At 66.8% G+C, this 13,611-nt stretch carries 10 protein-coding genes, 1 tRNA gene and 3 pseudogenes; 7 read left to right on the top strand and 7 right to left on the bottom strand.

Going from position 1 to position 13,611, the window contains the following annotated elements:
* Positions 1-82: 82 nt before the first annotated feature.
* From OL239_RS18025 to OL239_RS18015, 3 genes and pseudogenes are all read right to left on the bottom strand, one after another.
* Positions 83-1,173, bottom strand: a pseudogene (locus OL239_RS18025) (ABC transporter ATP-binding protein).
* A 156-nt stretch (positions 1,174-1,329) separates the two neighbouring features.
* Positions 1,330-1,956, bottom strand: coding sequence for a trehalose-phosphatase (gene otsB, locus OL239_RS18020; protein ID WP_329609291.1), 627 nt, complete (start codon positions 1,954-1,956; stop codon positions 1,330-1,332).
* 145 nt (positions 1,957-2,101) lie between these two features.
* Positions 2,102-3,564 (bottom strand): annotated as a pseudogene (locus OL239_RS18015) (alpha,alpha-trehalose-phosphate synthase (UDP-forming)).
* A gap of 614 nt (positions 3,565-4,178) precedes the next feature.
* On the opposite strand from OL239_RS18015, the gene OL239_RS18010 reads away from it, so the two are divergent.
* Both OL239_RS18010 and OL239_RS18005 read left to right on the top strand, forming a co-directional pair.
* Positions 4,179-4,610 (top strand): DsbA family protein, encoded by a 432-nt coding sequence (locus OL239_RS18010; RefSeq protein ID WP_268910043.1) that lies wholly within the window; start codon positions 4,179-4,181, stop codon positions 4,608-4,610.
* 153 nt (positions 4,611-4,763) lie between these two features.
* Positions 4,764-4,839: transfer RNA gene (locus OL239_RS18005), tRNA-Thr, on the top strand.
* 411 nt (positions 4,840-5,250) lie between these two features.
* On the opposite strand, the gene OL239_RS18000 is transcribed toward OL239_RS18005, so the two are convergent.
* The gene (locus OL239_RS18000) at positions 5,251-5,658 is read right to left on the bottom strand and encodes a hypothetical protein (RefSeq protein ID WP_268910042.1); all 408 of its coding nucleotides are present in this window, start codon (positions 5,656-5,658) and stop codon (positions 5,251-5,253) included.
* A 179-nt stretch (positions 5,659-5,837) separates the two neighbouring features.
* Between OL239_RS18000 and OL239_RS17995 the strand changes: the two genes are divergently transcribed.
* Complete coding sequence (locus tag OL239_RS17995) at positions 5,838-7,403, top strand: nicotinate phosphoribosyltransferase (RefSeq protein WP_268910041.1); 1,566 nt, start codon at positions 5,838-5,840, stop codon at positions 7,401-7,403.
* The gene (locus OL239_RS17990) at positions 7,400-8,062 is read left to right on the top strand and encodes a hypothetical protein (RefSeq protein WP_268910040.1); all 663 of its coding nucleotides are present in this window, start codon (positions 7,400-7,402) and stop codon (positions 8,060-8,062) included. Before OL239_RS17995 ends, OL239_RS17990 begins: the two co-directional genes overlap by 4 nt.
* Positions 8,063-8,087: 25 nt before the next feature.
* Here the strand turns inward: OL239_RS17990 and OL239_RS17985 are convergent.
* Positions 8,088-9,154, bottom strand: a pseudogene (locus tag OL239_RS17985) (alpha-hydroxy acid oxidase).
* A 241-nt stretch (positions 9,155-9,395) separates the two neighbouring features.
* On the bottom strand, positions 9,396-10,604 hold the full coding sequence (locus OL239_RS17980) for an ROK family protein (RefSeq protein WP_268910039.1): 1,209 nt from the start codon (positions 10,602-10,604) through the stop codon (positions 9,396-9,398).
* Positions 10,605-10,703: 99 nt separating this feature from the next.
* On the opposite strand from OL239_RS17980, the gene gap reads away from it, so the two are divergent.
* Entirely contained in the window at positions 10,704-11,711 is a 1,008-nt protein-coding gene (gap, locus tag OL239_RS17975) for a type I glyceraldehyde-3-phosphate dehydrogenase (protein WP_268910038.1), read from the top strand.
* Between the two features lie 219 nt (positions 11,712-11,930).
* Here gap and OL239_RS17970 read toward each other — a convergent pair whose 3' ends face one another.
* Positions 11,931-12,287, bottom strand: a complete 357-nt coding sequence (locus tag OL239_RS17970; RefSeq protein ID WP_268910037.1) for a YciI family protein — start codon at positions 12,285-12,287, stop codon at positions 11,931-11,933.
* A 134-nt stretch (positions 12,288-12,421) separates the two neighbouring features.
* On the opposite strand from OL239_RS17970, the gene OL239_RS17965 reads away from it, so the two are divergent.
* Positions 12,422-12,619 carry a hexameric tyrosine-coordinated heme protein gene (locus OL239_RS17965; RefSeq protein ID WP_268910036.1) on the top strand — a complete coding sequence of 66 codons (198 nt, stop codon included), beginning with the start codon at positions 12,422-12,424 and terminating at the stop codon, positions 12,617-12,619.
* A 10-nt stretch (positions 12,620-12,629) separates the two neighbouring features.
* Positions 12,630-13,607, top strand: coding sequence for a patatin-like phospholipase family protein (locus tag OL239_RS17960; RefSeq protein WP_268910035.1), 978 nt, complete (start codon positions 12,630-12,632; stop codon positions 13,605-13,607).
* Positions 13,608-13,611: the final 4 nt, after the last annotated feature.

Here is a 13,611-nt window from a genome sequence, read left to right as displayed (position 1 = left end):
GTTGTTGGTTAAACAGCAATGCGGTGGCCCCCTCAACGAGTCTAGTTCAGTCGAGGGGGCCACCGCATTGAGGCGGAGAGGATCAGGCGTGGTCCGCCAGGCGCTCACCGTTGCTGGTGTCGAAGAGGTGCACATGGCCCACCTGCGGGCGGACAAACAGCGTGTCGCCCTTCATCGGGGGCGGCGTCCGTCGACGCGGACCACCATGTCGCGGTCCGAGCCGTCGAGAGTGGTGTGGCCGTAAACATATGCGTCGGCGCCGAGTTCCTCGACGACGTCGACCTCCACCTTCAGGCCCGAACCCGAGGAATCAACAATCTCCAGGTCCTCGGGCCGGACACCGAGCGTGACGGTGTTGCCGGCGGCGGCGCCCAGGACCGAACTGGCCACCGGGTAGATGGCTCCGCCAAAGGCAACGCCGCCGTCCACCACGGGAAGCTCCAGCAGGTTCATGGCCGGGGAGCCGATGAAGCCCGCCACGAACACGTTCTTCGGGAAGTCGTACAGGTTGCGCGGGGTGTCCACCTGCTGCAGGATGCCGTCCTTGAGCACGGCCACGCGGTCACCCATGGTCATGGCCTCGACCTGGTCGTGGGTGACATACACGGTGGTGACGCCGAGGCGCCGGGTCAGCGACGCGATCTGCGTGCGGGTCTGCACACGCAGCTTGGCATCCAGGTTGGACAGGGGCTCATCCATGAGGAAGACCTGCGGGTTACGCACAATGGCACGGCCCATGGCTACGCGCTGCCGCTGACCGCCGGAAAGCGCCTTCGGCTTGCGGTCCAGATAATCCTCGAGGTCCAGCAGCTTCGCTGCTTCGCGGACCCGCTCCAAGCGCTCTTCCTTGCCGACGCCGGCAATTTTCAGTGCGAAGCCCATGTTGTCGGCCACGGACATGTGCGGGTAGAGGGCGTAGTTCTGGAAAACCATGGCAATATCACGGTCTTTCGGTGGAACGTCGGTGACGTCCCGGTCCCCGATGAGGATGCGGCCGGAGTTGACGTCTTCGAGACCGGCAAGCATCCGCAGGGAGGTGGATTTTCCACAGCCGGAGGGACCCACGAGAACCAGGAACTCGCCGTCGGCGATCTCCAGGTTGAGGTTGTCGACTGCCGGGCGTTCCGTGCCCGGGTACAGGCGTGTGGCCTGGTCAAACGTTACCGTTGCCATGATATTTCTCCTTCACGGGCAGGTACGTGCCCGACGATCCGTTGTGAAGTGCTATTGAGCGGTGCTATTGAGCGGTGCTATTGAGTTAGCGAACAGGTGGCAGCGGGTGTGGCCGCGGTCACAGGGTTAGTATGCCATACCCGCGCGCCGGCGCCGTTAAGGCCGGGCGCGCCGTAATACCAGCAGTTTCTCCAGGACCCCGGTGAACGCTTCCGGTGATTCCACCCGGAAGGATGCCCGCGTGTCGCCGGAGCCGATTTTCACGCCCACATCGCCCGGGAGCAGTGCAGCAAAGCCGTTTTCGTCGGTGACGTCATCCCCGGCGAAGAGCACCGCCGTCGCACCGGTCAAGGTGCGCAGCGTCCGGATGCCTTCGCCTTTATTGGTGTGAACCACGGATGTCTCGAGGACGCGCTTGCCGTCAGTAACCTGCACGCCGTCGATGGCGCTGAGCTTGGCGCGTGCGGCTTCGGTGGCCGCCGCGGCAATGTCGTCGATGGCGCTTCGGGTGTGGAGCACGACGCCGGCGGGCTTGGCTTCCAGCCACGTCCCGGCGTGGGCGGCGACCACGTCCTCGACCGCGGCCTGCGCCCGGGCCAGCAGCTGCGCCTGTTCCGGCGTCAGCTGCAGCGGCTGCGCATCCGGCCCGGTCCAGGCTTCAGCGCCGTGGCTGCCGATGAGCAGGGTTTCGGGCTCAGGCGCCGCGGTCCTGCGCAGGCTGTCCAGGGCGCGGCCCGAAATGAGGGCGGTGAAGGTGTCCGGCAGGGTAGCCAGCTCCCGCACTGCGGCGGCGGAAGCGGGAAGGGCCGCGCGTCGTCGGCGTGTTCCACCAGGGGGGCCAGCACGCCGTCGAAGTCCAGGGCAACCAGCAGCGTGTCCGTTGCGGCCAGCTGTTCCAGCGCCTGGGCGAGGCCGGGCGGAAGTCCGCTCATTTGCCGGCCTCCGGCTCCGACTGCTGCAGGGCATTGAGGAAGTTCCTGGACCAGCGCTCGACGTCGTTCTGCAGGACCTGGCGGCGCATCAGCCGCATGCGGCGCTGGGCTTCGCGGTCCGGCATGTTGATGGCATCCAGCACCGAGCTCTTCAGCCCGTCAATGTCGTGCGGGTTCACCAGGACTGCCTGGCGGAGCTGGTCGGCGGCCCCGGCGAACTCACTCAGGACCAGCGCGCCGGTGTTGTTGATCCGGGCGGCCACATATTCCTTGGCCACCAGGTTCATGCCGTCGCGCAGGGCCGTGACCAGCATGACGTCGGCGGCCAAGTACAGGGCCACCATTTCCTCCACGGGATAGCTGTGGTGCAGGTAGCGGATGGCGGTGCTGCCCATGGTGTCGTAGGTGCCGTTGATCCGGCCCACGGTGCCTTCCACCTCTTCGCGCAGCAGCCGGTACTGCTCCACCCGCTCCCGGCTGGGGCTGGCGACCTGGATCAGGGAGGCGTCCTCAACCGTGAGCTTGCCGTCTTCCAGGAGTTCGCCGTATGCCTTGAGCCGGTGGCTGATGCCCTTGGTGTAGTCCAGCCGGTCCACGCCCAGCAGCACCGTCTTGGGGTCGCCCAGCTCACGGCGGATCTGCCGGGAGCGTTCGATGATGTCCTCGCGCTTGGCCAGCTCCGTGATCTGGTCCACATCGATCGAGATCGGATAGGACTCGGCGCGGGAAACGTAGGACACGCCGTCCTCATTGGTGACGTGCACCTGCTGCTGGCGGACGGAATGTCCGGCGAAGCGGCGGACGCAGCGCAGGAAGTTACTGGCATCGGAGGGGCGCTGGAACCCGATGAGATCCGCTCCGAGCAGACCCTCGATGATGTTGCGGCGCCACGGCAGCTGGGCGAAGATTTCCAGGGGCGGGAACGGAATGTGATTGAAAAAGCCGATTTTGAGGTCGGGACGGGCCCTGCGCAGCATTTGCGGAACGAGCTGCAGCTGATAGTCCTGAACCCACACGGTGGCGCCCCTGGCGGCCATGGTGGCTGCGGCGTCGGCGAACCGGCGGTTCACGGTGCGGTATGAATCCCACCACGTACGGTGGAACTCCGGGGGAGCAATCACGTCGTGATACAGCGGCCACAGGGTGGCGTTCGAGAACCCCTCGTAGTAGAGCTCCACCTCGGAGGCACTCAGCGGCACCGGCAGCAGGTGCATATTGTCGTGGTCGAATTCCTTCAGCTCCTCGTCCGGAGCTCCGTGCCAGCCCACCCAGGCGCCGTCGGCCTTGGCCATCACCGGTGCCAGCGCGGTGACCAGCCCGCCGGGGGACCGGCGCCAGCTTCGCCGTCGGCGGTATTCACCCGGTCAACCGGAAGGCGGTTGGATACTACGATGAAATCGAAATCGCCGTACCCGTCCGTGGCATTCTTTTCTGCAGGATCAGCGGCAGCAGCGTTCACGATAGGCACCCCTTGGTTGGCTCTTGCATTTATGCCACTCTATCCAAGGCCGGAAACTTTGTGCCCGCAGCGGGCGTTGGAAGTAAGGGCAGCGTGGCTTGGTGGCCTAAACTGATGCCTGCCGGCCACCTGCCCAACCGGACAGGCGGAAGAGAAAACATGAGGAACTATGACTGAGCGGAACTCCAAGCCCAGCAAGGCCGATCGCACGGCCGCTGCGCGTGAACAGGCACGCGCACTGCGTGAAGCACAGAAGAAAAAGGACCGGCGCAACAAGCTCCTGGTGCGCTGGGGTGTCGTCGTTGCTGTGGTGGCCATCATTGTGGTTGTGGCACTCATCGTGATTAGCTCCACACGCGGCAACAGCAGCGGTCCTGAAGCGCAGACCGGCCCGGCTCCGGCGAACGCCAATGAATACGGCGGAATCACGCTGACCTCGACAACATCCCTGGAATCCACCGAACCGTTCGACGTTGATGTTGCTTCCCTGCCGGAAGCTCCGGCGGAGACCAGCGATGATGCTCCCGTCCCGCCGGGCATTACTCCGGCTGAGGCCGGCCAGCCCGTGCCGATTGTGGTCTACGTCGACGTGAACTGCGTGCACTGCGCCGATTTTGGAGAAGGCCTACAACTCGCAGATCGCCACCTGGCTCGACGCCGGCGAGGTCACCTTCGAGTACCGGACCGTCGCCTTCCTGGACCGCAGTTCGCCCTCCAACTATTCTTCCCGCGGCGCCAACGCCGCCGCGTGTGTCGCGGACACAAACCCGGAGTCCTACTGGGACTTCATGACCGCCATTTTCGGCAACTACGACAACGGTGAAATCAAGAACGCGGAACTGGCCGACATGGCCGAGTCCGCCGGTGCGGCCGATGCCTCCGACTGCATTCAGAACGACGGGTTCCGCGCCTTCGTGAATTACGCGGACCGGCTGGCCCGCGTGGACAACGTCAACGGAACTCCCACCGTCTACGTCAACGGCGCCGAAACCAACGCGAATGACTTCACTGCCGCCGTTGAAGGCGCAATCGAGGCCACCAAGTAAAACGTTTCCGGTCTTTCCAGTGCGCCCGTCTCGCGGGCAACCTCCTGCGGGTTTCGCGGGAACGGGCGCTCTGGGTTAACCTGAACTAGCGCAGTTGCCGTGTTTGCCTTTTGGAAAGCACGACGACGGCGGCTGCCGGCCTTGGCCGGCGCCGCCCCCTAGCTCAGCTGGCCAGAGCACCTGTCTTGTAAACAGGGGGTCGCCGGTTCGAATCCGGCAGGGGGCTCCACGAAACCCCTCCTGATCAGGCATAACGCCGAACAGGAGGGGTTTTTTCGTGGGCTTGCCTCGGCCCGTCACGCGCATGTCCGTGCCGCCTTCGCCCAATAAACATCACATGATGATTATTTGTGTATAGTGGGGGCATGCTCACAACATTCGCTCAGGTCCCGCAGGGTTTCACCGTCCACTCGGCAGCTACGGCAATGACGTTCCCCGCCGGGGAAGCGCACATCAAAACTGATGCTGCCGGGAACGAAATTCCCCGGTACCTCTACCTCACCGGCGCCGACGCCAACGAGTATCTGCGTGCGGCCATGTGGATCGACTACGCCCACCAGGGCGGCCACAGCGTGAAGGCAGTCATTCCGTACCTGCCCGGTGCACGCCAGGACCGCGGCAATCCGTTCGGCGCCAGGGTTTACGCGAACCTGATCAACGCCATGAACGCCGACGAGGTCATCTGCTTCGACCCGCACTCACCCGTCATGCCCGCGCTGGTCAACAACCTCACGGTGGTCGGCCCCGAAGCCGTCATTGCCCGTGCCGTCAAAAAGCACGGCCCGGGTACGCCGGCGTCATCTGCCCCGACGAAGGCGCGAAAGCGCGCACCGCCGTCGCCGCCAAGGCCCTGGGCCTGCCGCTTTTTCACGCGGCCAAGCACCGCGATTTCCTCACGGGCGAACTTTCCGGCTTCACCTGCGAGGAGCTGCCCGACGAAGGGCGCTTCCTCGTCGTCGATGACATTTGCGACGGCGGCGGAACGTTCCTGGGCCTGGCCGCTGCCACCGGCCTCGGCCCGGAACGCCTGGACCTGTGGGTCAGCCACGGCGTCTTCTCCGGCAGCGCCGGCCGGCTTACCGAAGCCTTCGGCACCGTCTACACCACCGACTCCCACCCCGGAGCGTCCAACCCCGCCGTGGCTGCGCGCATTACGCCCCTGCTCTCCCACCTCATCTAATCTCTCCCGCCCCGCCCACCATTTCCCGCCCGTTCAAGGAGCCGACCATGACCACCATCGCCCCCGCAGCCACCATCGCCCCCGCAGCCGCCACCGCCACCACCGCCAGCGTCACCGCGGCCCTCTTCCAGACCGACGCCTACAAGCTCGGCCACATCCACATGTACCCCGCCGGCACCACCAGGGTCCTCTCCAACTTCACCAACCGCGGCTCCCGGCTTGCAGGCGTGGACCACGTGGTGCACTTCGGTCTCCAGGCTTTCCTGCAGAAGTACTGCATCGAGGCCTTCGCACCGTTCTTCGCCGCCGACGAAGACGAAGCCGTCGCCGAATACCAGGCCGGCCTCAACAACATCCTCGGCCCGAACACCATCGGCACCGGCCACATCCGCGCCCTGCACCGCCGCGGGTACCTGCCGCTGATCTTCCGGGCCCTTCCCGAAGGCACCCGGGTGCCGCTGCTGGTCCCGTCGGTGACGGTCGAATCCACCGAGCCCGAATTCTTCTGGCTGGTCAACTACATCGAGACCGCCCTTTCGGCCTCCATCTGGCAGCCCTCCACCGCGGCGACCATCGCCGACAAATACCGCGGCATCCTGGACACGGCGGCCGCCCGGACGGGCACGGACCCTGCCTTTGTGGACTGGCAGCTCCACGACTTTTCCTTCCGGGGGATGCCCGGGATCGAAGCCGCAGCCGCTTCCGGCGCCGGTCACCTGCTCTCCTTCAAAGGCTCGGATTCGCTCGGCTCCGCGGACTTCGTCCGCCGGTACTACAACTCCTCCTTCGGCGCGGAAAACGGGCAAATCCTCGGTTCCATCCCCGCCAGTGAACACGCCGTGATGTGCGCCGGCGGCCAGGACGGAGAGGCCGAAACCTTCCGCCACATCCTCGAAGGCAATCCGACGGGCAACATCTCCCTGGTCTCCGACGGCTACGACCTGTGGCATGTCCTGCAGGTCGTCCTGCCGGGCCTGAAGGACATCATTACCGCCCGCGACGGCAACGTCGTTATCCGCCCCGACTCCGGAGACCCGGCCGACATCGTCTGCGGTGAGCGCACCGGCGCCGGGGTTTCCGGCGCAGGGCGGGAGGCCGCGACGATGGAGACCGACCCGGCCTACTTTGGCGTCGCCGCCCTGCTGGAGGCCGAATTCGGATCCACCCTCAACCGTGCCGGATACAAGGTCCTGAACAATGTGCGGGTCATGTACGGGGACTCCATCACGCCCGAGCGTGCCGCCGACATCACGGCCCGACTGGAAGGGATGGGCTACGCCTCCGAGAACATCGTGCTGGGCGCCGGATCGTTCACTTACCAGTACGTCACCCGGGACACCTTCTCCTCCGCGGTCAAGGTCACCTACATCGAGGTCAACGGAGAGGGCCGCAACGTGTTCAAGGACCCCGTCACGGCCAAGGGGTCCAAGCGCTCAGCCACCGGGCGCCTGGCCGTCACCCGGGGCGCGGACGGAGAACTGAAGCTCATCGAACGGGCCACCGCCGGGCAGGAGGCCGATTCGATGCTCCAGCCGGTCTGGGCCAACGGACAGTTCCTGCGCCGCCAGTCCTTTGCCGACGTGCGGGCGGTGCTCGGTAACATCGCAGTATGACCCTCCCGCAGCAGCCGCTCGTCTCGATCGACACCGTCCCCTTCCTGTTTCGGGACGGTGTCCTGAGCGTGGTCCTCGCGGACCGTCTCTACGAGCCGTTCCGGGGGCGGGCGGCGCTGCCCGGTGTCCTGCTGTCCGCTAACGAACTCCTGGCCGAAGCTGCGGTGCGCGCCCTGGCAACCAAGGCGGGAATTGACCGGGACGCAATCCGCAGCATCACCGGGGCGGGGGTGTTCGACAACCCCGACCGGGATCCGCGCGGACCCACACTTTCCATCGTCCACGCGGTCGTCCTGGATCCGGGCACAGCCGGCGCGGAGAAGGGGACACACCTGGTGCGGGCCGCCGACGCCACGGGCCTCCCCTTCGACCATGACGCGATCATCGCCAGGACGGCAGCCGCCGTCCTGGATGCTCTGTGGATCGACGCCGCGCTGACCCGGGCGCTGCTGGGGGACCGGTTCACCACCGCTTCAGCGGCGCGCCTCGCGCGTGAGCTTGCCGCCGCGGCGGGCCGGCCGGAGCCGGTTACCAGCAACCTCGGCCGGGATCTGGCCAAGAGTCCGCTGCTGGCCAAAACGGAGGCTGCGGCGGCGCCGGCCGGGCGGGGCCGGCCGGCAGCCGGTTGGAGCTGGAAGGAAACCGCCGGCTCCAACTGATTGCCGGGCCGGGTCTTCGGCGGGTTTATGCGCCCGGAGCGTGCAGCAGGTCCGCAGTGATGTCCGGGACGCCGTCGGCGCCAATCCCGGACATGGTCACCCGCAGATCCTCGGTGAGGTGCGCGAGAACGCCGGCTGCACCGTCTTCGCCCTCCGCAGCCAGCCCCCACATCACCGGCCGCCCCACGAAAACAGCCCGCGCGCCCATCGCCAGCGCAGCTGCCACATGGTCCCCGGTGCGGATGCCGCTGTCCACATAAACCTCGCAGTCGCCGCCGACAGCCTGGACCACTTCGGGCAACGCCTGGACCGAGGTCACGGACCGGCCAAGCCGCCGGCCGCCGTGCGTGGAAACCAGGACGCCGGCGGCCCCCGCATCCACGGCCCTGCGGGCGTCATCAGCCCGCAGAATGCCCTTAACCACGACCTCAAGACCGGACCGTTCCCGCAGTTCCTCAATGATGTCCAGGGTCAGGTCCTCAGCCCCTTGGGCAGCATCGGCGGGAAGCCCGGACAGGTCCTCGTCAAGCAGGTTGCCGAGCCTCTTCTTCCCTGGCGACTCGGGCCATAACAGCGGATCAATAACCAGCTCACCCGCGGCCAGCCGCGTCGCGTCCACCGTGAGGATCAGTGCCTTCGCGCCGGCGGCCGCAGCCCGCTGGACCAGTGCGTCGGACAGTCCCTTGTCCTTCGTGACGTACACCTGAAACCACCACGGGACGTCTTCCGCCGCTATCTTGGCGAACGGAACCGAAGTGTTGGTGGAAACGCCCAGCAGCGAGCCGGCGCGGCGGACAGCCCGGGCCGTCGCGAGTTCGGCCAGGGCGTGGCCGCGTTCTGCTGGGCCATCGGAGCAGCCAGTACCGGCGTCCGCAGCGGCAGGCCCAGGACCGAGGTTTCCGTCAGCCGCGAGGACGTGCGGGTGAACGCCCGCGGCCGGAACCGCACGGCATCCCACTGTGCTGCTGCGTCCCGGACCGACTCGCCGCCGCCGGACGCCCCGGCGAAATACCCGTACACATAGTCAGGAAGTTCTGCTTGTGCCTTTTGCTCCAAGTGGTCCAAGTACGCCTGCGCAGTATCGCGGTCCATGCCGTTCCTGTTCATCCGGGGCGGCCCTTCGGGTAGGGCCGCAGGACACTATCCTGCCCCAGGATCTCCAGACCCAGCAGGAAGAGGGGAGCGCCGGCCTGTTGTTTGCCGCAGCACAGCCGGGGGAGCGGATGTGGTCCAGAAACCTTGGACCAGGACTGGGGGCGTGACTGCGCGTTCCGGGAGCCGGCGGGCAGCCTGCTCCGTCTGCAGGAGCTGCCCCGGGCGGCGGACCGGCTCACTACCCCCGGCGGCGGACCTCCGGAACCAGTTCGAGCATGTGCGCCTCCACATAGTCCAGGGCCAGGCGCACGGCTCCGGTGGGCACCAGCATCTTGCCCATGTCCGAGACGGCTAGCCGGGGCGGCTCGGACACATACCGGGCCAGCTCCCCGGTCATCACCGGCAGCAGCGCGGTGGCCGACGCCGCCACGGCGCCGCCAATGACGATCAGCTTCGGGTCGAAGAACGAGGACACCAGTGCCACCACCCGTGCTATCCGGCGGGCAATCCGGTCCAGGATGTCGCCGGCCACCGGGTCGCCGGCAGCTGCAGCCTCGAAGACAAGCCGCGCCGAAGCGCGGTTGGTCGACGGGCCCACCAGTGCCCGGATGCCGCCGTCATGCCCGTCCTTCAGCGCAGCGCTGCCCCACAGCCTGGCCAGCTTGGCAATGCCGTCCTCGTTGCCGACGCCGCTCACCAGCTCCAGCGCACCCATGCCGCCGGTGCCGCCGGAGGCGCCGTGCAGCAGCCGTCCGGACTCGATGATGCCGCTGCCCAGGCGCTCGCCGGCCAGGATCACCGCAAGGTCCTTCTCTCCGGCGCCCACCCCGCGCCAGCGTTCGGCCAGGGCCGCGAGCTTGGCATCGTTTTCCACGAGCAGCGGCCAGCCGCGGCCGGCGCCGAACTCCTGCCGCAGCCCAAGGTCAAACATGGGCGCCACGTCCTGCCCCGGCGCGACGGCGCCGTCGCCGGTCACCCGGGCGGCGATGCCCATGCCCACACACAGCACCGCCGCGGAGGAGACCGCCGCAGCGGCCAGCGCGTCGTCGACGGCGGCGATGAGGACCTGCCGCCGCTGCTCCGGCGCTCCGCCGTGACGGGGAAAGCGCATCTCAGTCCCGCCGACGACGGCCCCCGAAAGGTTGGCGACCAGGACGCGGACGGTGGCGATCCCGACGTCGATGCCCAGGACGTGTCCGGCGTCCGCGTTGAATTCGAAGCGGCGGGCGGGCCGGCCCTTCTGGCCCTCCGTCCGCGGGGATTCCCGTTCCCGCGCCCAGCCCCGCGCAATGAGGTCGTCGCAGACGGCAATGACGGTGGCGCGCGTTAGGCCGGTGGCCGAGATGAGGTCGGTGCCCGTGGCCGAGGGCACGGTGCGGAGCACCTCGAGCACGGCGCGCAGGTTGGTGCGGCGCAGGAGCTGCGGGCTGCTGGTGGAGGCATCCATGGGGTGGCCCTTTTGACGTGTGGCAGTGATAACAGCATAATTATAGGAGGTAATAAATTTAGTTTCTAAATTTAATCTTATCGAGCCTAGGAGGCCCTCATGACGGTACGCGTCGGTATTAACGGTTTTGGTCGCATTGGCCGCAACTTCCTGCGGGCTGCGCTGCAGCACGGCGAAGGCTTCGAGGTTGTGGCGGTCAACGATCTGGGCGACCCCGCACAGCTGGCCCACCTGCTCAAGTACGACTCCGTCGCCGGACGGCTGGCCGAGAAGGTCTCCGTGGAAGACGGAAACCTTTCGGTCGGCGGACGCACCATCCGCGTTCTCGCCGAGCGCGACCCGGCCAACCTGCCCTGGGCCGAAATGGACGTTGACATCGTCATCGAATCCACGGGCTTCTTCACCAAGGCCGAGGACGCCCGGAAGCACATTTCCGCCGGCGCCAAGAAGGTTCTGATCTCCGCACCGGCCAAGGGTGACGCGTTCACCGTGGTGATGGGCGTGAACGACGGCGACTATGATCCCGAAAACCACGACATCATCTCCAACGCTTCCTGCACCACCAACTGCCTGGGCCCGCTGGCCAAGGTCCTGAACGACGCCTTCGGCATCGAAAAGGGCCTGATGACCACGGTGCACGCCTACACGGCGGACCAGAATCTGCAGGACGGCCCGCACAGTGACCTGCGCCGTGCCCGCGCCGCCGCGGTGAACATGGTTCCGACCTCCACCGGAGCCGCCAAGGCCATCGGCCTGGTCCTGCCGGAACTGAAGGGCAAGCTGGACGGCTTCGCCATCCGCGTTCCCGTCCCCACCGGCTCCGTCACCGACCTGACCGTCACGCTGGAAAACGAAGCCACGGTCGAGGAAATCAACGCCGCCTACGCCAAGGCCGCCCAGGATCCGCGCTGGGCCGGCATCCTCACGTACACCGAGGATCCGATCGTTTCCTCCGACATCGTGGGCGACCCGTCCTCCTGCATCTTCGACTCCGGCCTGACCCGCGTTATGGGCAACCAGGTCAAGATCGTTGGCTGGTACGACAACGAGTGGGGCTACTCGAACCGCCTCGTGGACCTGACCGGCCTGGTTGCTTCCAAGCTCTAAGCCGGAACTTCCCGCGCGGCCTGCCGTATCGGGAAATCAGCACGAAAACAACGTACGACGGCGCCGCGCCGGACCGCTTCTTCGGTCCGGGCGGCGCCGCCGTCGTTCATGCTGCAGGAGGACTTTGAGGACTTTGAGGGCATTCCGGCCGGCTCGATCCTGGGCTGGACGGCAATCACCACGTCCGTGACGGACTCGGTTCCGTAGCCGCATACACCACTACCCGGTGCCGTGCCGTGCGATCCGGCGGACCTCGACCGGGGCACCGGAGGCCAGCAGGCCGCAGATCTCGGCCAGGCCGTCGGGGTCCCCGGTCTCCACCTGGTAGAACCCGCTGAGCTGTTCAGCCGCATCGGTGGGCGGTCCCGCACTGATGACAGTCCGGCCCGCCACCTGCCGGACGGTCCTGGCTGTCCGAGGAGGATCCAGCTCCGCGCCGCCGCTCAGCACATGCCCTCCCTCCCGCAGTCGGCGGGCGAACTCCCGGTGCTGTTCGTACACCGCCTCCCGTTCGCTGTCGCTGAGGCGTTCCCACGCTTCCGCGTCATCGGGCAGCAGGACGAGATACTCATCCATTCCGGTTCCCTTCGTGGCTGTCGGCTGTCCGGCTCTTGTTCCCAGTTCCAGGGCCGTCCACAATGGGGTGGCCCGGCATCGCCGAACGTTGATAGGACATACACCATGGAACTCGTTCCCAATAACTCCCTCAAGTGCGCAGGGCCCGAGGAGGGCGGCGCCTGGCTGTCCAGCTGGCGCTGCAGACTTCGTTTGTCATCCAGCCGGATGAACATGTGCAGAGCATCATCCGTGACGCCTACGCGAACAATCCGGAGGGGCTTATCGCCGCCTCGGCAGTGGTCGCCACGGAATTTGCCACGGTAGCGGCTGCCAATAATTACTGGCGTTAGGGGAGCCGCTATGCTGCGCATTCTCTCGATCGACGGCGGCGGGGTGCGCGGCATCATTCCGATCATCTGGCTGGCCCATTTGGAGAAACGGACCGGACGAAGGACCGCGGAACTATTCGACCTGATCGTTGGCACATCCGTCGGAGGAATGATTGCCCTGGCGCTCACCTGCCCGCGCGGCGGCGGCGCCCCCTACAGTGCCAGGGAGCTGCGGAGCCTGAATTTCACCAGCGCGAAGTCGATCTTCCAGCGGGGCCACGGCCAGGGGGACCTGCCCGCGCCGGGCCCGGCGGCCGCTTCCTCCGTCGGGTCCATGTATCCGGCACAGCCCCTGCAGCACTTCCTGGAGGAAGTCCTGGGCGGGACCAGACTCTCAGAAGCCGTGCTTCCGGTGGCCGTGACGACCTGCGACCTGGCGCACACCCAGGCACTGCACTTTGCCGGCGGCGGTCTGGACCAGTCCGTGCTGGGTGATGCTCCCATGGCGCTCGCGGGCCGGGCCACGGGATCACTGCCGCGGTTTTTTCCTGCGGTGCCCTATACCGATCCGGCCGGACGGGCACGGGAGCTGGTGGACGGCGGGCTGGCAGCCGACGACCCGGCCCTGGTGGCCTACGCCCTTGGCTTGTCGCAGCCGCGCGACGACGACGGGGTGCTTCTGGTCTCGCTGGGCACCGGTACCTCCGGTACGTCAGTGAGCCTGCTGCTCAGCTCCGAACAGACCCACGACACGGCCGACCTCCAGGCCCTCAGCCGGGACTTCGCCATGGTCTTCGGTGGTCCGGGCCAGCTCATGCGGGAGGGTCTGCACCAAATACTGGGGGAGGATTACGTGCGGATTCAGGCGCGTCTGCTGCCCGGAACCAACCATGCCTCCAACGATGCCGGGGCCAAAAACATCCTGGGTCTGCTGGGCAGCGCGGAGAAAATGACACTGGACACCGCCGGTGAGCTGCGCCGGCTGGCAGAGCTGCTGCCAAGGAAATAGCCGG

It is taken from the genome of Arthrobacter sp. ATA002 (assembly GCF_026898095.1).
In the GTDB taxonomy this organism is placed as follows: Bacteria; Actinomycetota; Actinomycetes; order Actinomycetales; family Micrococcaceae; genus Arthrobacter_B.
The sequence above is the reverse complement of the archived record's forward strand: the minus strand, read 5'-3'. Positions and strand labels throughout refer to the sequence as shown.